18 protein-coding genes are annotated in these 17268 nt (G+C 70.4%); 6 read left to right on the top strand and 12 right to left on the bottom strand.

The genetic code is table 11. The features are described from left to right. Positions 1-97: 97 nt before the first annotated feature. The gene (locus tag FDP22_RS01580; RefSeq protein WP_138579218.1) at positions 98-1414 is read left to right on the top strand and encodes a replication-associated recombination protein A; all 1317 of its coding nucleotides are present in this window, start codon (positions 98-100) and stop codon (positions 1412-1414) included. Positions 1415-1899: 485 nt separating this feature from the next. On the opposite strand, the gene FDP22_RS01575 is transcribed toward FDP22_RS01580, so the two are convergent. From FDP22_RS01575 to crcB, 6 genes are read right to left on the bottom strand one after another with little or no spacing between them, the layout of a single operon-like run. After that, a complete protein-coding gene (locus FDP22_RS01575; RefSeq protein ID WP_138579220.1) occupies positions 1900-3069 on the bottom strand; it encodes an NAD(P)/FAD-dependent oxidoreductase in 1170 nt (389 codons plus the stop codon). A 4-nt stretch (positions 3070-3073) separates the two neighbouring features. Then, positions 3074-3556 (bottom strand): PaaI family thioesterase, encoded by a 483-nt coding sequence (locus tag FDP22_RS01570; protein ID WP_138579222.1) that lies wholly within the window; start codon positions 3554-3556, stop codon positions 3074-3076. Between the two features lie 19 nt (positions 3557-3575). Next, a complete protein-coding gene (locus tag FDP22_RS01565) occupies positions 3576-4292 on the bottom strand; it encodes an ATP12 family chaperone protein (protein WP_138579224.1) in 717 nt (238 codons plus the stop codon). Continuing rightward, positions 4289-4975, bottom strand: coding sequence for an HAD-IA family hydrolase (locus tag FDP22_RS01560; RefSeq protein WP_138579226.1), 687 nt, complete (start codon positions 4973-4975; stop codon positions 4289-4291). Before FDP22_RS01560 ends, FDP22_RS01565 begins: the two co-directional genes overlap by 4 nt. Further along, positions 4972-6012, bottom strand: a complete 1041-nt coding sequence (locus FDP22_RS01555; RefSeq protein WP_138579228.1) for an RluA family pseudouridine synthase — start codon at positions 6010-6012, stop codon at positions 4972-4974. Before FDP22_RS01555 ends, FDP22_RS01560 begins: the two co-directional genes overlap by 4 nt. Then, complete coding sequence (gene crcB, locus FDP22_RS01550; protein ID WP_239031843.1) at positions 6009-6389, bottom strand: fluoride efflux transporter CrcB; 381 nt, start codon at positions 6387-6389, stop codon at positions 6009-6011. The genes FDP22_RS01555 and crcB overlap by 4 nt, the downstream gene beginning before the upstream one ends. A 501-nt stretch (positions 6390-6890) precedes the next feature. Here crcB and FDP22_RS01545 point away from each other — a divergent pair. The 4 genes from FDP22_RS01545 to FDP22_RS01530 all read left to right on the top strand — a co-directional run bounded on the left by FDP22_RS01545 (position 6891) and on the right by FDP22_RS01530 (position 11440). Continuing rightward, positions 6891-7910: an amino acid ABC transporter substrate-binding protein gene (locus FDP22_RS01545; RefSeq protein WP_138579232.1), complete on the top strand. Its 1020-nt coding sequence runs from the start codon at positions 6891-6893 to the stop codon at positions 7908-7910. A gap of 186 nt (positions 7911-8096) precedes the next feature. Then, on the top strand, positions 8097-9353 hold the full coding sequence (locus tag FDP22_RS01540; RefSeq protein ID WP_138579234.1) for an amino acid ABC transporter permease: 1257 nt from the start codon (positions 8097-8099) through the stop codon (positions 9351-9353). Position 9354: 1 nt separating this feature from the next. Beyond that, the gene (locus FDP22_RS01535; protein ID WP_138579236.1) at positions 9355-10647 is read left to right on the top strand and encodes an amino acid ABC transporter permease; all 1293 of its coding nucleotides are present in this window, start codon (positions 9355-9357) and stop codon (positions 10645-10647) included. A 10-nt stretch (positions 10648-10657) separates the two neighbouring features. Continuing rightward, positions 10658-11440: an amino acid ABC transporter ATP-binding protein gene (locus FDP22_RS01530; RefSeq protein WP_138579238.1), complete on the top strand. Its 783-nt coding sequence runs from the start codon at positions 10658-10660 to the stop codon at positions 11438-11440. 375 nt (positions 11441-11815) lie between these two features. Here the strand turns inward: FDP22_RS01530 and FDP22_RS01525 are convergent, their stop codons facing one another. From FDP22_RS01525 to argB, 4 genes are all read right to left on the bottom strand, one after another. Beyond that, positions 11816-12313, bottom strand: coding sequence for a SixA phosphatase family protein (locus FDP22_RS01525; RefSeq protein ID WP_170317549.1), 498 nt, complete (start codon positions 12311-12313; stop codon positions 11816-11818). Between the two features lie 446 nt (positions 12314-12759). Continuing rightward, positions 12760-13455 (bottom strand): helix-turn-helix transcriptional regulator, encoded by a 696-nt coding sequence (locus tag FDP22_RS24800; protein ID WP_239031842.1) that lies wholly within the window; start codon positions 13453-13455, stop codon positions 12760-12762. After that, entirely contained in the window at positions 13452-13772 is a 321-nt protein-coding gene (locus FDP22_RS24795) for a hypothetical protein (protein WP_239031841.1), read from the bottom strand. Before FDP22_RS24795 ends, FDP22_RS24800 begins: the two co-directional genes overlap by 4 nt. Before the next feature lie 95 nt (positions 13773-13867). Next, positions 13868-14770 (bottom strand): acetylglutamate kinase, encoded by a 903-nt coding sequence (gene argB / locus FDP22_RS01515; protein WP_239031840.1) that lies wholly within the window; start codon positions 14768-14770, stop codon positions 13868-13870. 176 nt (positions 14771-14946) lie between these two features. Between argB and FDP22_RS01510 the strand changes: the two genes are divergently transcribed. Then, on the top strand, positions 14947-15783 hold the full coding sequence (locus FDP22_RS01510) for a protein-methionine-sulfoxide reductase heme-binding subunit MsrQ (protein ID WP_170317548.1): 837 nt from the start codon (positions 14947-14949) through the stop codon (positions 15781-15783). Positions 15784-15836: 53 nt separating this feature from the next. On the opposite strand, the gene yihA is transcribed toward FDP22_RS01510, so the two are convergent. Beyond that, the gene (gene yihA / locus FDP22_RS01505; protein ID WP_138579246.1) at positions 15837-16499 is read right to left on the bottom strand and encodes a ribosome biogenesis GTP-binding protein YihA/YsxC; all 663 of its coding nucleotides are present in this window, start codon (positions 16497-16499) and stop codon (positions 15837-15839) included. Between the two features lie 10 nt (positions 16500-16509). Further along, positions 16510-17268, bottom strand: coding sequence for an MOSC domain-containing protein (locus FDP22_RS01500; protein ID WP_138579248.1), 759 nt, complete (start codon positions 17266-17268; stop codon positions 16510-16512).

The following is a 17268-nucleotide window of genomic DNA, read 5'->3' as shown; positions in this document are numbered from 1 at the left end:
CCCCTGTCACGTGGCCCGGGCGGTGTGTGCCGGCGAGGTGCCCGGGTAGCCGCGGCCCGCTCTTGCCAAGCCCGCCCGTCTGGCGCATGTGAGATCCATGGCTGACCTTTTCGACAGTGATCCCGCCTCCCCGCCGCCGGCTGCCGGCGGTCCGCGCCCGCTTGCCGACCGGCTGCGCCCGGCCACGCTGGCGGAGGTGATCGGGCAGGATGCGCTGATCGGTCCGGAGGGGCCGCTCGGGGCGATGCTGGCCTCCGGACATCTCTCCTCGCTCATCCTCTGGGGCCCGCCGGGCGTGGGCAAGACCACCATCGCCCGGTTGCTCGCCTCGGAGACCGATCTCTCCTTCGTGCAGATCTCCGCGATCTTCACCGGCGTGCCGGAGCTGCGGAAGGTGTTCGAGGCCGCCCGCCTGCGGCATGGCCAGGGCCGGGGCACGCTGCTTTTCGTCGACGAGATCCACCGTTTCAACAAGGCCCAGCAGGACGGGTTCCTGCCGCACATGGAGGACGGCACCATCGTGCTCGTAGGCGCGACGACGGAGAACCCCTCCTTCGAGCTCAACGCGGCGCTGCTCTCGCGGGCGCAGGTGATGGTGCTGCGGAGGCTCGACGCCGCGGCGCTTGGCGAGATGCTGGAGCGGGTGGAGCGGGTGTCCGGGCCGCTGCCGCTCGATGCCGGGGCACGCGACGCGATCCTGGAGATGGCGGATGGCGACGGCCGCGCCCTCCTCAACCTCGCCGAGCAGGTGATCGGCGCCCCCGCCACGCTGGACCGCGAGGCGCTCACCCGGCGGCTGGCCCGCCGCGCCCCGCGCTACGACAAGTCCGGCGACGAGCATTACAACCTCATATCCGCGCTGCACAAATCGGTGCGCGGCTCAGACCCCGACGCGGCGCTCTACTGGCTGGCACGGATGCTCACCGGCGGCGAGGACCCGCGATACCTGGCCCGGCGCATCACGCGCATGGCGGTGGAGGATATCGGCCTGGCGGACCCGGAGGCGGCGCAGCTCTGCCTCACGGCCTGGGAGATCTACGAGCGGCTGGGCAGCCCGGAGGGAGAGCTGGCGCTGGCACAGGCGGTGCTGCATCTCGCGCTCGCACCCAAGTCCAACGCCGCCTACACGGCCTTCAAGTCCGCCATGGCCGCGGCGCGCCAGACGGGCTCGGAACCGCCGCCCAAGCACATCCTGAACGCCCCCACCAGGCTGATGAAGCAGGAGGGCTACGGCGCCGGCTACCAGTATGACCATGACGCCGAGGACGGCTTCTCCGGCCAGAACTACTTCCCCGACGGCATGAAGCGGGGCATTTACTACATCCCCGTCGAGCGCGGGCATGAGCGCGAGCTGAAGAAGCGTGTGGATTATTTCGTGAAGCTGCGGGCACAGCGGATGAAGGCCGGCGGCTGACGGCCAGCGCCGGAGCCTCCGCGCCGGTCGGACCCGCTTGCAACCGCCCCGATAGTACGATGTTCTTCCCGGCACCCGGCACCCGGCACCCGGCACCCGGCACCCGGCACCCGGCACCCGGCACCCGGCACCCGGCACCCGGCACCCGGCACCCGGCACCCGGCACCCGGCACCCGGCACCCGGCACCCGGCACCCGGCACCCGGCACCCGGCACCCGGCACTCGGTGGGGCAAGCAGTACTCGGCAGTCAGCAGGGCAAGCCGCGCTCGCCGCGGCCCGGGCGCTGCCGGGGTGACCACCGGGAGGTGCCGTCGGGGCGACGCGCGGCGCCGGATGCGCAGCATCCGGCCGGGCCCAAAGGGGCGGACACCGACAGGTGGCCGCATCACGGGAGCGCTCCGGATCTGCCAGGGGGTCTGCGGCAGAGCGGAGATGGCGCGCGCGCCGGGCCGATGCCCCGGGGTCGCGGCAGGGCCGCCGCCTGTCAGATCACGTTGAGTTCGACCACGCGCCGGCCCTCGGCGAGGCGGGTGGCGGCGAAGGCCGAGAGATCGAGCGTCTGCCAGGCTCCGGTGAGGATCAGCTCCGACAGGCCCCGGCCCACGCCGGCGGCCTGTTGCAATCCATGGCCGGAGAAGCCGGACATGTGGAACAGGTTGTCGATGCCGGGAAGGGGCCCGAGCAGGGCGTTCTGGTCCGCGCGGTTCCAGTCATAGTGGCCGGCCCAGGCGCCGGTGGCGCGCAGGCGCTCGAAGGCCGGGACGCGGGCGGCGAGCAGCGGCCAGACGGACTCCTCGAACTGTGGCCAGTCGGGCTCGAAGGCCCAGGGGTCGGTGGCCGGGGCAGGGGCCTCCATGCCGGCGATGAAGCCGCGGCCCTCCGGCCGGAACCAGACACCGCCGGGGTCCACGGTGAGCGGGGCGGTGGCGTTGATCTCGCCGGTGTCGGGCGAGGAGAGCACGAAGACCGTGCGCAGGTCCGGCCCCACCGGCAGGTCCTGCCCCGCCAGCGCGGCGACGGCGCCCGATTGCCAGCCCGCGGCGTTCACCACGACGTCGGCGGCCAGCCGCGTGCCGTCCTGCAGCCGCACGCCGGTGGCCCGGCCGGCGGAGACGTCGATGCCGGTCACCGTGCCCTCCGCCCAGTGCGCGCCGCGCGCGCGGGCGCCGGCGCGGAAGCCGCCGTGCAGAAGGGCCGGGTCGAACCAGCCCTCGTCGCGCCCCAGCGCCCCGAGGGCGATGTCCCCGAGGGAGAGCCAGGGAAACTGCCGTGCCAGCGCCTCCGGCCCGAGCAGGGCGGTGGCCACGCCCTCGGCCTGTTGCAGGGCGGTGTTGGCCTCCAGCGTGGCGCGGCCGGTCTCGGTGGCGAGGATGAGGTAGCCGCGCCGCTTCAGCCCCACGTCGACCCCCAGCAGCTCCGGCGCCGCGCTCAGGAACTCCCAGCCGAAGCGCGACAGGTGGATGTTCTGCGGCGTGGAATACTGCTGGCGGATGGAGGCGGCCGAGAGCATGGAGGAGGCCCGCGCCAGGGTCGGGTCGCGCTCGATGACGGTGACGGCAGGCACTCCGGCCTCGGCGCCCGCGCCGCGCGTGAGCCACCAGGCGAGCGAGGCGCCCATGATGCCGCCGCCGACGATCACCACCCGCAGGGTCATGGTTTCAGGCCTTCATCACGATGCAGGTCGTGGAGCCGGTGGCGTAGAGCTTGCCGCCCGCGTCCTCCATCCGCCCGTCGGCGATGCCGGTGGAGCGGCCGGCGTGGTGGGCCTTGCCGATGGCGAAAACCTCGGTGCCCAGCGGGATGGGGCGGATGATGTTCACCTTGTACTCCAGCGTGGTGTAGAAGGTGCCCGCCTTCAGGCAGGTCATCACCGCGCAGGCCATGCAGCTGTCGAGCAGGGCGCCGTACCAGCCGCCATGCACCGTGCCCATCGGGTTGGTCACCGAGAAATCCGGCGTGCCGGCGAAGACCACCCGGCCCTCGGCAACCTCGCTCACCCGGAAGCCCAGCGTTCCGGCGATGGCCGGGGCCGGCACGCGGCCCTCCAGCATTTCGGTCATGATCTCGAGGCCGGAAAGGCGCCCGTAGGCCTCGCGCGGCAAAAGGTCGGCTTCGGAGCGGGCGGTGAGCGGTGCGGTCATGGGCGTGGTCCGGGTCCCGTCAGTCGTCGAGCAGGGCGAGCATGCGCTCGGCCCGCAGGAAATCGGCGCGTTTCAGCGCGGCATGGGCCTCGGCCTCATCGTCGCGGCCCCATTGCTCACTCTGCCAGTCTTCATCGACGCGAGACAAGGGCCAGGCGGCCCCGGCGTCGAGATGGCGGTGGGCCACGGCCAGTCCGAGCACCAGCGATCCGGAGATCGACACCAGGTCCGCCAGCGCCGTGAGCCGGAACGGATCCTGCCCGGAGACGGCGTCCGTCAGCCGGGCCAGCGCCTCGGTGGGCTGGGCCAGATGCATCACCCCGGCCACGGGCGTGAGCCGCGCGCCGAAGGTGGCGTCGGCCCAGTCCAGCAGCGGGTCCCAGGCCTCCGCCTGCCGGCGGGCGAGCGTGGCCGGCGTCACGGCGCGGTAGCAGGTGAGATCGGCACCGCCATACTCTGCGATCATCGCGACCACCGCGCCATGCTGCGGGCCCACCCGGTCCAGCGAGGTGTTCGACAGCCGGGTGAAGGGCATGGAGGCGGGGTCCACCCGGTCCTCCTGCGCGTCCCATTCCGCGGCGATGGCCTCCGCCAGCGCCCGGGAGGGCAGCACGAGCGGCGCTTTCGCGGGGGTGCGCACCGGCCGGCCGTCCAGCGTCACGGCATGGCCGCCCTCGGCCTCGCGCACCTCGGCGCGGGTCCAGAACCGGCGCGGGGCCCAGGCATCGGCGCTCATGCCGGAACCCCCAGGCGCTCCAGCGCGTCGTCCAGCGCGTCGTAATGGTCGATGATGATGTCCGCCCCGGCGCTGCGCAGGCGCGCGACCGGGTGATAGCCCCAGCTCACCCCCACGGTGCGGAAGCCCGCGGCGCGGCCCATGGCGATGTCGAATTCCGTGTCGCCGACCATCACCGCATGCGCCACGTCCACGCCGGTCTCGTGCAGGCAGGTCTCCAGCATGGAGGGATGCGGCTTGGAGGGGTGCAGGTCCGCGGTCTGCGCGGTGGCGAAGAAATGCCCCAGCCCGTGGGCGTGGAAGGCGTGGTCCAGCCCGCGGCGCGCCTTGCCGGTGGCGACGCCGAGCAGGGTGTGCGCCTCGGCGTGCAGCCGCTCCAGCGCGGCGCGCGCGCCGGGGTAGAGCGGCGCGTCCGCCTCGCCGCCGCGCTCCGCGCGCAGGTCCGCGAAACCCTGCTTGTAGTGCCCGGTGATCTGCAGCACCACGGCGGGCGGCAGCTGCGGGGCGATGGTGGCGATCGCCTCGGGCAGCGACAGGCCGACGATGGAGAGCGTGGCCGCGTCGGAGGGCGCGGGCAGGCCGGCGGCGGCAAAGCCCCGGCGCATCGCCTCCAGGATGAATTCCTGGCTGTCGATCAACGTGCCGTCCATGTCGAATACGACAAGGCGCAGGGGGCGGGTCATTCCAGCTCCTCGAACGGGTCGGCGGCGGCGTCGCGCGGGTTCCAGCCGAACATCTCCCAGGTGTGGGCCATGTGCTCGGGCAACGGGGCGGTGAAGCTCACCCGCGCACCGGTGATCGGGTGGTCGAGCGCGATGGAGCGGGCGTGCAGGTGCAGCTTGCGGCTCACCGAGCCGCCGAGCTGGGCGCCCCAGCCGTCGCCCTCATTGGTCTGGCGGTTGGTGCCGTACTTGCCGTCGCCCACCACCGGGTGGCCGATCTCGGCCATGTGGGCGCGCAGCTGGTGCGTGCGCCCGGTGATCGGCGCAAGGGCGACCCAGGAGGTGCGCTTGGCGGCCGCGTCGATGATCATGTAATCGGTCGTCGCGCGCTTCGCGCCCGGCGTGCTCTCCACCTCGTTGGGGTGGATGCAGTGCATCTTCTCCATGTCGCCGCCGGATTTCACCAGCCCGAAGCGGATGGTCCCGGCGCTGGGGTGCGGCGCGCCGGCCACGGCGGCCCAGTAGATCTTCCGCGTGGTCTTGGCGTGGAAACCCTTGGCGAGCGCCGCCGCCGCGCGCCCGGTGCGCGCCAGCAGGATCACGCCCGAGGTGTCGCGGTCCAGCCGGTGGACGAGCTTGGGCGGGTCGCCGTCGAAGGCCAGCGCCTCGGCCATGCCGTCGAGATGGCGGATGGTGTTGGTGCCGCCCTGCACCGCGAGGCCCGGCGGCTTGTTGAGCGCGATCAGGTGCTCGTCGCGCCACAGCACGCAGTCGCGGATCATCCGCGCATCGGCGTCCGACACGGTGGCGCGCGGCGCGTCCTCCAGCATCCAGGAGGGCTCCGGCGCCTCGTCGGGCAGGGGGGGGACGCGGATGGTCTGCCCGCTTTCCAGCCGCTGGTTGGACTTCGCCCGGCCGCCGTCCACCCGGATCTCGCCCTTGCGCAGCAGCTTCTCGATGCGGCCCTGGTTGATCTGGGGAAAGCGCCGGCGGAACCAGCGGTCGAGGCGCTGGCCGGCCTCGTCTTCGGCAATCTTGATCTGCTGGACGCCGCTCATTGGGTTCCGATCCTTGCTAGGGCCATCCCGGCCACGAGCCCGCCCATGGACAGCAGCACCGAGCCGCCGACGTAGAACAGCGCCAGCGCGTGCCGGCCGCGCTCGAAGAGGTATATGGTGTCGAGGGAGAAGGCCGAGAAGGTGGTGAACCCGCCCAGAAGCCCCGTCATCAGCAGGGGGGACAGCCTGCTCCAGCCCCCCGGCAGCCGCTCCATCAGCAGCACCGCCAGCAGGCCCATCACGAAGCTGCCGAGGACATTCACGAAGAACGTGCCGTAGGGGAATGCCGTGCCGAGGCTGCGCATCAGCGCCATGCCGGCGAGATAGCGCAACGAAGCGCCGATGGCGCCGCCGAGGGCAACCTGGAGAAGGATCATCACAACCTGCCTTTCTCCCGCCTCTTCGCGCGCGCGCCGGCCCATGTCAAGGCAACCCGCCCGGGTGGGGCTGGCCTGCGCGGCGCGGGGCGGGAAATCCCGCGCCGCAGGGGCCGCGGGCCGCTCCGAATCGGCGGCGCCTGGCCGGGGCGCCCGATGATTCGGAGTGGCGCGCCCGCCCCGATCTGCCCGCTCCGGGGCAGGCGCACGGGGGGAAGCGGCCCGTCTCCGGCCCGTTCCGGGCCCGTTTCGCACGGGCAGGGCGCGTTCGGGCGGCGCGGGAGATGATCTCACGCTGCCATAACAATAATCGATGCAGCCTATCACGGAAGCATATAGATCAGTCAGACTGATTTGGCGGCCCGCGACGCGGCGTCCCCCTTGACGCCGATCCGCCGAAACGTTCAGAATCCGTGCAGTCAGGTCAGCGGGGGCTGACCCATAACCGGACTGCAAGGTCCAGATACGGTCCCAACAGGACCAACAGGGAAGAGGTTTGTTATGCAGAAATCCGTATTCTTCGGCACGTTCGCTGCCGCCGGCCTGCTCGCCGGGATGGCGTCCGCAGCGACGCTGGAGGACGTGAAGGCGCGCGGCATGGTCAACTGCGGTGTCGCCACCGGCGTTCCGGGCTTTGCATTCACCGATGCTTCGGGCGAGTGGGACGGGTTCGACGTCGCCGTTTGCCGCGCCGTGGCCGCCGCCGTTCTGGGCGATGGCAAGAAGGTCAACTTCGTGCCGACCACCGGCAAGACCCGCTTCACCGCGCTCGCCTCGGGCGAGGTCGACATGCTGGCCCGCAACACCACCTGGACCTACTCGCGCGACGTGGACCTGAAGTTCACCTTCGTCGGCGTGAACTACTATGACGGCCAGGGCTTCATGGTGCGCAAGGATCTCGGTGTCACCTCCGCGAAGGAACTGGACGGCGCGACCGTCTGCATCCAGACCGGCACCACCACCGAGCTCAACCTGGCGGACTACTTCCGCATTAACGGCATGAGCTACGAGCCGGTGCCGATCGAGACCAACGCCGAGGCGCAGCAGAAGTACCTCGCGAACGCCTGCGACGTCTACACCACGGACGCCTCCGGCCTCGCCGCCACCCGCGCCACCTTCGAGACCCCGGCGGACCACATCATCCTGCCCGAGATCATCTCCAAGGAACCGCTCGGGCCGCTCGTGCGCCAGGGTGACGACCAGTGGGCCGACATCGTGCGCTGGACCTTCAACGTGCTCGTGATCGCCGAGGAACTGGGCGTCACCTCCGCCAACGTGGTGGAAATGTCCAAGGCCCCGACCAACAACCCGGAAATCAACCGCATGCTCGGCACCGAAGGCGAGTACGGCGCGATGATGGGCCTGGAGAAGGACTGGGCCGTGAAGGCGATCGCCGCCGGCGGCAACTACGGCGAGATCTTCGAGCGCAACATCGGCGAGAAGACCCCGATCGGCCTCGCGCGCGGGCTGAACGCCCAGTGGACCCAGGGCGGCCTGCTCTACGCCCCGCCGTTCCGCTGATCTGATCCCGAAAGGGCCCGCGCCGCCGCTTCAGGCCGGCGGCGCGGGCCGAGCTGGCCGCCCCCCGCACGTGCGGGGCGGCTCAGACACAACCGTCCCTCACGACAGCGCAGGACCGGGACCAACCGGCCGCGACGGGGAGAGTGGGGTCGGCCTTATCCAGCCAGCGAGGGAGAACAGGGCGCCATGGCTGCAACAACGGACCCGCATGCGTCGGAGTCGTTCCGCATCGGAATGCTCCTGTACGACACAAGATACCGATCCATCACCATCCAGATCATCGCGCTCGTGCTGTTCATGCTGGCGCTCGGATGGCTGGTGACCAACACGATCAGCAACCTGGAGGCGCTGGGAAAGACCTTCGGGTTCGGCTTCCTCTGGACGCCCGCCGGCTATGACATCAACCAGCAGCTGATCGAGTACCAGAACACCGACACCAACGCCCGGGCCGCCATGCTCGGCATCCTCAACACGCTGCTCATCGCGGTGATGGGCTGCGTCACGGCCACGCTGCTCGGTGTGGTCGCCGGCGTGCTGCGCCTGTCGAACAACTGGGTCGTCGCCCGGCTGATGACGCTCTACGTCGAGGGGTTCCGCAACGTTCCGGTGCTGATCTGGATCCTGCTCTTCGCCGCCGGCATCAACGAGAGCCTGCCCGCCCCGAACGCCTTCCGCGGCGACAATTCCGACGCCTCGATGGTTCTCGGCTCCATGGCCTTCACCAACCGCGGCTTCTACGTGCCCGAGCCGCTGTTCTCACGCAGCCTCGGCACGCTGGACGTGAACGGCTACTTCGGCATCAGCCTCGACCTCATCCTGATCGTCCTCGTGCTGGTGGCCTCCATCTGGGGCGTGCGCCGCCTCGCGGCCCATGCCACGCGGCGCCAGGCCGAAACCGGCGACCGGCCGAAGACCTTCTGGCCCAGCGTCGGGCTGATCGTGCTGCCGCAGGTGGTGGTTCTGGTCGCGCTCGGCTTCCACCTCGGCTATCCCGCGCTGAAGGGCTTCAACTTCCAGGGCGGCATCCACATGCGCGACAGCCTCATCGCGCTCTGGCTGGCCCTCTCGCTCTACACCGGCGCGTTCATCGCCGAGATCGTGCGCGCCGGCATCCTCGCGGTCTCCAAGGGCCAGACCGAGGCGGCCAGCGCCCTGGGGATGCGCCCCTCCTGGACCATGCGGCTGATCGTGCTGCCCCAGGCGATGCGGATCATCATCCCGCCGCTGATCTCCAACTACCTCAACCTCACGAAGAACTCCTCGCTCGCCATCGCCGTGGGCTACATGGACGCAACCGGCACCCTGGGCGGCATCACGCTGAACCAGACCGGGCGCGAGATGGAATGCCTGCTGCTGCTGATGGGCTTCTACCTCATCGTTTCGCTCACGATCTCGGTGGTGATGAATGTCTACAACGAGCGCATGAAGCTGAAGGAGCGTTGAGATGAGCGACACGCAATCCAACACCATCCGCTTCGTCGCCACGTCGCAGATACCGCCCTCGCCGCCGCCGGCCTCGGAGACGGGCCCGGTGAAATGGCTGCGCGAGAACATGTTCTCCACCATCCCGAACGCCGCGCTGTCGCTGATCTCGATCGCGGTCATCGTCTACGCGGTGGCGAGCATCGCGCCCTGGTTCATCCACTCGGTCTGGGTGGCCGACAGCCTGGCGCAGTGCCGCGAGATCGACACCGGCGCCTGCTTCGCGGTGATCAACGAGCGCTTCAACCAGTTCATCTTCGGCTTCTACCCGTCGGATGCCTACTGGCGGCCGATCCTCGCCTTCGTGCTCCTCGTGGTGGCCGCGGCGCCGATCCTGGTCTCCGGCCTGCCGCGCCGGATGCTCTACTTCACCGCCGTCTTCCCGATGATCTGCTACTTCCTGGTGTTCGGCGGCTCGCCCTGGGGGCCGCTGCTGGTGGTGGCCACCTTCCCCATCGCCTGGTACGTGTTCAGCTACGTCACCGACCACGGCGGCCCGCTGGGCGGGCTGGTGGCTGCGACGGTGGTGGCGGTGGTCTGGCTGCTGTTCGTGGTGGACCCGCTGAGCGGCCTGCTGGCCGACATCATCCCCATCGGGCTCGCCCAGGTGCAGACCCGGCTCGTGGGCGGCTTCCTGCTCACGCTCATCATCGGCATCGTGGGCATTGCCGGCTCCTTCCCCATCGGCATCCTGCTGGCGCTGGGGCGGCAATCCAACCTGTTCATCGTGAAGACCATCTGCGTGGGCTTCATCGAGTTCATCCGCGGCGTGCCGCTCATCACCCTGCTGTTCGTGGCCTCCACGCTGCTGAACTACTTCCTGCCGCCGGGCACCAACTTCGACCTGCTGGTGCGCGTGCTCATCCTCGTGGTGCTCTTCGCGTCGGCCTACATGGCCGAGGTGATCCGCGGCGGGCTTGCGGCCCTGCCCAAGGGCCAGTACGAGGCGGCGGACGCGCTGGGGCTCGACTACTGGATGGCCACGCGGCTGATCATCATGCCGCAGGCCCTCAAGATCTCGATCCCCGGCATCGTGAACACCTTCATCGGCCTGTTCAAGGACACCACGCTGGTCTCGGTCATCGCGATGTTCGACCCGCTGGGCGTCATCGCGCCGATCCGCGCCGACCAGAACTGGAACGGCATCGTCTGGGAGCTTTACGGCTTCGTGGCGCTGTTCTTCTTCATCTGCTGCTTCGGGATGTCCCGCTATTCGCAGTATCTCGAGCGCAAGCTCAAGACCGATCATCGCTGAGGAGATCATCATGGCCGACGCTGCCATCGCACCTGCCCCCAAGATGACGATCTCCGACGAGGTCGCCATCCAGATCACCGGCATGAACAAGTGGTACGGGGAATTCCACGTGCTGCGCGACATCAACCTGACCGTGAACCGCGGCGAGCGCATCGTCATCTGCGGCCCCTCCGGCTCGGGCAAGTCCACGCTCATCCGCTGCATCAACCGGCTGGAGGAGCACCAGAAGGGCACCATCATGGTCGACGGGACGGAGCTTTCCTCCGACCTGAAGAACATCGACAAGATCCGCTCCGAGGTCGGGATGGTGTTCCAGCACTTCAACCTGTTCCCGCATCTCACCATCCTGCAGAACTGCACGCTGGCGCCGATCTGGGTGCGCAAGATCCCGAAGAAGGAAGCCGAAGAGACCGCGATGCACTTCCTGCGCAAGGTGCGCATCCCCGAGCAGGCCAACAAGTATCCCGGCCAGCTCTCCGGCGGTCAGCAGCAGCGCGTGGCCATCGCCCGCTCGCTGTGCATGAAGCCGCGCATCATGCTCTTCGACGAGCCCACCTCCGCCCTCGACCCCGAGATGATCAAGGAAGTGCTCGACACCATGATCGAGCTCGCCGAGGAGGGGATGACCATGCTCTGCGTCACCCACGAGATGGGCTTCGCCCAGGCGGTGGCGAACCGGGTGATCTTCATGGACGCGGGCCAGATCGTGGAGCAGAACGAGCCGAAGGAATTCTTCAACAACCCGCAGTCGGACCGCACCAAGCTGTTCCTGAGCCAGATCCTCGGCCACTGACCCCACGCCGCCCAGAGTAACGCAAAGGCCCGCCTTCAGCAGAAGGCGGGCCTTTTTGCGCGCGGGGCGCCGGGTGACGCGGCCCTGCGCGCGGGGCGCCGGGTGACGCGGCCCTGCGCGCGGGGCGCCGAGCGATGCGGCCTTGCGCGTGGCGCGCGCCGGGCGATGCGGCTTTGCGCGCTGGCGCGGGGCGGTGCGGGAGCCGTCACCCTCTGCGGGCCTGCGGGCCTGCGGGCGCAGCGGTGTCGCGCACGGACCGGCCGCGGGACGCTGCCGCGTGACGGCGGGCGCCCCGGTTCGCGGCGGGTGCGCCGTTCCGTGCGCGCCCGGCCGGCCCGGGGAGTTGGACGGGGGTCCGGCCGCGGCAGGCGTCTCTCAGACCAGTTCCTTCGGCGTGGCGAAGGCGTGGTAGCGGCCGGAGGCGAAGGTGGTTTCGCTCCAGGGGCCGTCGTCGAAATCCACCAGGGCCACGGCGCCGGTGGGGAACTTGGTGAAGGCACGCGAGCAGCGCGCGGGGGTGGAGCGGTCCGCCAGCCGGCGCAGGAAGCTCGCCAGCCCCGGCTGGTGGCCCAGCATGAACACGGTGGTGGCGCTGTCCGGCGCGGTGTGCAGCACTTCCAGCATTGTGGCCGGGTCAGCCATGTAGAGCCTGTTCTCCACCGTGGGGGGCGGAACGTCGTCGAACTGACGGGCCACGCGCGCCCAGGTCTCGGTGCAGCGCCGCGCGGGCGAGAGGAAGACGTGGTCGGGACGGAGAGCCCGCTCGGCCAGCCAGGCGCCGGAGATCGGCGCTGCAAGCCGGCCGCGCTCGTTGAGCGGCCGGTCCATGTCCTCCAGCGAGGGGTCGGACAGGGAGGATTTGGCGTGTCGCATGAGGACGAGATGTTTCATGGGGCAAGATTGGCCCGATTTTGCTGCGTTGCGTCAAGCGCCGGCGGCCCGGTTTCCGAAGTTATCCACAGGAAAGGACGTCATGAAAATGACGCAGTCCGCCTGCCCGTGCGGCCGCCGCCGGGGAAGGCAGCGCCGCATCGGGCCTGATGCCGGAGGGGGCAGCAGAAGGGGCTGCGCCCGCATTTCGGGCAGGACGGGAAGGTTCCGCCCGCCCCGGGGCAGCGGGGCCGTCCGGGGGCGCGACGGCGATCCCGCCGGGGTGGTACGACGGCGATGCCGCCCGGACGTGTGACGGCAATGCCGCCCGTGCCGCGGCGGGGCCCGGTTTCCTGTCGTCTTCCATCCGGGGGGAGCACCGGCACCGGCCTGTGGCGGGCCGGATTCGCGCGATGGGCAGGGCGCCCGCCTGCTGCACCGGGCGGCGGTCAGCTCCGCTTGTGGACCGGCAGGTTGGCCAGGAAGGCGGCGAGGTTGCGGGAGGGCGTGTCGGGGAAGGTTTCGCCGGTCGGCTCCAGGCTCAGCAGCCGGTCGAAGCGGAAGGTGCGGAAGTCGTCGCGCAGCTCGCACCAGGCCGCGAGGGTCCAGACGCCGGTCCAGCCGATGAGGCCGAGGGGCCAGATCACCCGGCGGGTCTCGGTGCCGTCCAGCGCGTGATAGCGGCAGGCGAGCTTCCGGCGGGCCTCGCAGGCCTCGCGCAGGCGCTGGTGGCGGGCGCGGTCCGCGTCGTTGCGGGCCAGCTGCGGCACGCAGTAGGGCTGGCGTTCGGCCAGGGCGCGGGCGTCGTCGTCGAGGATGGCGCGGATCTTCGCCTCCGCGCTGGCGGCGGCACCGCCGAGGCCGGGGTCGGTGAAGGCCCGCACCATCTGCCCGCCCACTAGCAGCGCCTGAACCTCGGCGCGGGTGAACCGCACCGGCGGCAGGTCATAGCCCGGCGAGAGCCGGTAGCCCACGCCGGCCGCGCCGTCGATGGGCACTCCGGAGGCCATCAGGTCTGCGATGTCGCGGTAGATGGTGCGCTCGGAGACCTCCAGCGCCGTGGCGAGCTGCGCGGCCGTGACGGCAAGCCGCCGGCCGCGCAGCTCCTGCACGAGGCGGAACAACCTGTCCGCCCGCCGGCTCACGCGGCCTCGAGATCCCGGGGGAGGGCGCTGAGCAGCTCCGGCAGGAGGGAGCGGCTCAGGCTCTCCGGGTCGACGAGCGCCACGTAGGCGGCGTTCGGGGCGTGGCTGAAGAAGGCGGCGTCGGAGGCCGCGGCGGCCTCCGCGTCGCGCCAGAACGCCATGTCGTGCCACAGCCCGTCCGGTTCCCGCGTGAGGGTGCGGTAGGCGAAGCCGGGCCGCTCGGTGAACCAGGCCATCGTGGCTGCGGCGGCTTCGAGGAGCGCAGTGTCGCTCACATCGGCGCGCTTGCGGAAAACGTAGTGCTTGATCATACCCATGTCGGTCTCTCCCTGAAGGGGTCCGGGCCGCCGACTGCCGGCGGCCACGGGAGGACATTGGGCGCCCCCTCCTGACAGCATGCTGTCAGGAGTGATCAGGGCCGGATCAGGCTTCCGGCGCCGTGTTCGGTGAAGAGCTCCAGCAGGCAGGCATGCGGGGCGCGGCCGTCGAGGATCACCACCGCGCCGACGCCGGAATCGATCGCCTTCATCGCCGTCTCGGTCTTCGGGATCATGCCGCCGCGGATCACGCCCTCGCGGGTGAGGGTCTCGACATCGGCGCGGGTGAGCTGGGTGATCACCTCGCCCTCGGCGTTCTTCACGCCGGAGACATCGGTGAGCAGCAGCAGGCGCTCGGCCTTCATGCCGCCGGCGATGGCACCGGCCATCGTGTCGCCGTTCACGTTGAAGGTCTCGCCGTTGCGTCCGGCGCCGACGGGGGCGATGACGGGGATGAAATCGCTCTCGATGAAGGTGCGCAGCACCTCCGGGTGCATCTCCACCGGCTCGCCGACCAGCCCGAGGTCCAGCACGCTCTCGATGTTGCTGTCCGGGTCCTTCACCGTCTTCATCGCCTTCTCGCAGATCACCAGGTTGGCGTCCTTGCCCGAAAGGCCCACGGCCTTGCCGCCCTGGGCGTTGATCGCCTGCACGATGCGCTTGTTGATGCGGCCGGAGAGCACCATCTCCACCACCTCCACGGTGGCCTCGTCGGTCACGCGCAGGCCGTTCACGAATTCGGAGCGGATGGCGAGGCGCTTGAGCATCTCGCCGATCTGCGGCCCGCCGCCATGCACGATGATCGGGTGCAGGTTGCACTGCTTCATCAGCACGATGTCGCGTGCGAAGGCTGCCATGGCGGTGTCATCGCCCATCGCGTGGCCGCCCATCTTGATGACCACGGTCGCCCCGTCGTAGCGCTGCAGGTAGGGCAGGGCTTCGCTCAACGTGCGGGCGGTGGCGATCCAGTCGCGTTTCATGGCAGAGGATTTCTCCATTCTCGGTCTCCGGGATGGCGGGAATGATCGCTTTTAGCGGCAGAGCGCGCCTCTGGCCAGTTCTTTGCCCGGCGGGGGGAACAGAGTTTCTGTCGCTATTGTGAAGAACTGAAACACCAATTCGCGGTGTCATGCCTTACATGATCAGCGCACGCAGCTTGCCGGAGGACCGCCGCATGGACACACCCTGGACCGATCGCGCCGGGAGATTCTCCTGGATCCGGACCATCGCCTTCGCCGGGGCGCTGGCGCCGGCGCTCTGGCTGGCCTGGCTCTGGATGTCGGGCGGGCTGGGGCCGCGCCGGCTGGAGGAGGCGATCCACTTCACCGGGCTCTGGACCATCCGCCTGCTGCTCATCACCCTCGCCATCACGCCCCTGCGGCGGCTGGGCCTGCCGCGGCTGGTGATCGCGCGGCGCATGCTGGGACTGGCGACGCTGTTCTACGTGCTCGCGCACCTGCTGCTCTACGGGCTGGACACCGGGAGCATCGGCAAGACGGTCTCGGAAATCCTGGCGCGCTGGTACCTGCTGGTGGGGTTCGTGGCGCTGAGCGGCCTGGTGGTGCTGGGGGTCACCTCGACCGATTCGGCCATCCGCCGTCTGGGGCGCAACTGGCAGCGGCTGCACCGCATCGTCTACGTCATCGCGGTGCTGGGGCTGCTGCACTTCTTCATGCAGTCGAAGATCGACGTGACCGAGCCGGTGCTGATGGCCGGGCTGTTCGTGCTGATGATGGCGGCGCGCGGGGCGCAGGCGGCGAAGCTCCCGCTGGCCTCGCCGGTGGTCTGGGCCGGGATCGCGGTGCTCTCCGGCCTCGCCACCGCCGGGCTGGAGGCGGGCTGGTACGCGGTGGCGACCAATGCGCCGGCCTCCGCGGTGCTGGCGGCGAACCTGCAGTTCGACTATTCGATCCGCCCGTCCTGGTACGTGTTCGGCGTGGGGGTGGCGCTGGCCCTCGTCGCCGGGGGGCGCTGGCTGCGGCAGGGCCGGAGGCTGAGCCCCGCGGGGTGAGCCCCGCCGCCGGGGCTGCGGACAGGGGCAGGGGGCCTGCGCCGCCGCCCGGCTCAGCCCTGCTGGCTGAGCGTGAGGATGGCCGCGCGCAGGGTGGCGAGGCCGTCCCCCTTTTCCGAGGAGGTGAGGATGATCTCCGGGAAGGCCGTGGGGTGCTGCTTCAGCGCCTCGGCGGTCTTCGCGATGCTGCGCTCCAGCTCGGCGGCGCCGGGCTTGTCGGCCTTGGTCATCACGCACTGGAAGGAGACCGCGGCGCGGTCCAGCAGCTTCATGATCTCGTGGTCCACCGCCTTCACGCCGTGGCGGCTGTCGATCAGCACATAGGCGCGGCGCAGGGTCTGGCGGCCGGCGAGGTAGCTCTTCAGCAGCTCCTGCCATTTCTTCACGATGGCCAGCGGCGCCTCAGCATAGCCGTAGCCGGGCAGGTCGACCATGTACATGAGCCCGCCGGCGAGATCGAAGAAGTTGATCTCCTGCGTGCGGCCGGGGGTGTTGGAGGCGCGCGCGAGGCCCTTGCGCCCGGTCAGCGCGTTGATCAGCGAGGACTTGCCCACGTTGGAGCGCCCGGCGAAACAGATCTCCAGGCGGTCGGCATCCGGCAGGCCGGACATCGCCACCACGCCCTTCACGAAGTCGCACTGTCCGGCGAAGAGCTTGCGCCCGGCTTCGGCCGTGGCCGCATCCGGCGCTTCGGCAAGGGTGAAAACCTGTTCCATCTCGGTGTCCTCAGACGTGGGCGAGCGTGTCGCCGACGCGCACGAGGCCGGGCTCGACCACTTCGGCATAGACGCCGAACTGGGTGTGGCCCCAACCCTCACGCAGCAGTTTCAGGGTGTCGATGTCGACCTCGCCGGTCTCCGGGTTGGCGGTGGTGGCGGAACAGCGGCCCACGCGCTCGGCCACGCGCAGCCGCGCGCCGCCCAGGGTGAACTGGTGGCCCACCCAGTCGAACTCCTCCCAGGGCGGGGTGCCCTCGAACCAGAAGTTCATCCGGAAGCGCACCGGCGAGAGCACGTGATGCGCCGCCTTGGAGAGCGCGTGCAGCGAGGAGAGGCTGCCGAGCGAGACGGACGGAAAGTCGCTGTCGGTCATCCCGCGGCCCGGGGCGCGGGCGATGGCGGCGGGCCGGGCACGGCCCGCGGGCACCAGGGGCGCCATCCAGGCGAGGATGCGGGCGGCGTCCGCGGCGCTGTCGGGCCGGGCGGTGAGCGCGGGCCGGGCCGGGTGGGTGAAGGTGACGGTCTCGCCATCCTCCGCCAGCCGGGCGGTGACGGCGCCGAGCTGCGGTGCCTTCGCCACCCGGGCGAAATTCGCGCAATGCGCCCAGTCCGGCGCCGCGGGGTCGAACTTCGACGCCTCATGCGCCACGGCCCAGGTGCGGTCTCCCGGCATGGTCTGCCCCGCCAGCAGGCGCACCTCCCCCAGTTCCTCGACGCCGAGGCTCTTCACGGGATGGCGGTAGATGGTGGCGAGGCGGGCGGCCAT

The organism is Paroceanicella profunda, from assembly GCF_005887635.2.
In the GTDB taxonomy this organism is placed as follows: Bacteria; Pseudomonadota; Alphaproteobacteria; order Rhodobacterales; family Rhodobacteraceae; genus Paroceanicella; species Paroceanicella profunda.
Note: the sequence above shows the minus strand (reverse complement) of the source record. Positions and strands in the feature narration are given on the sequence as shown.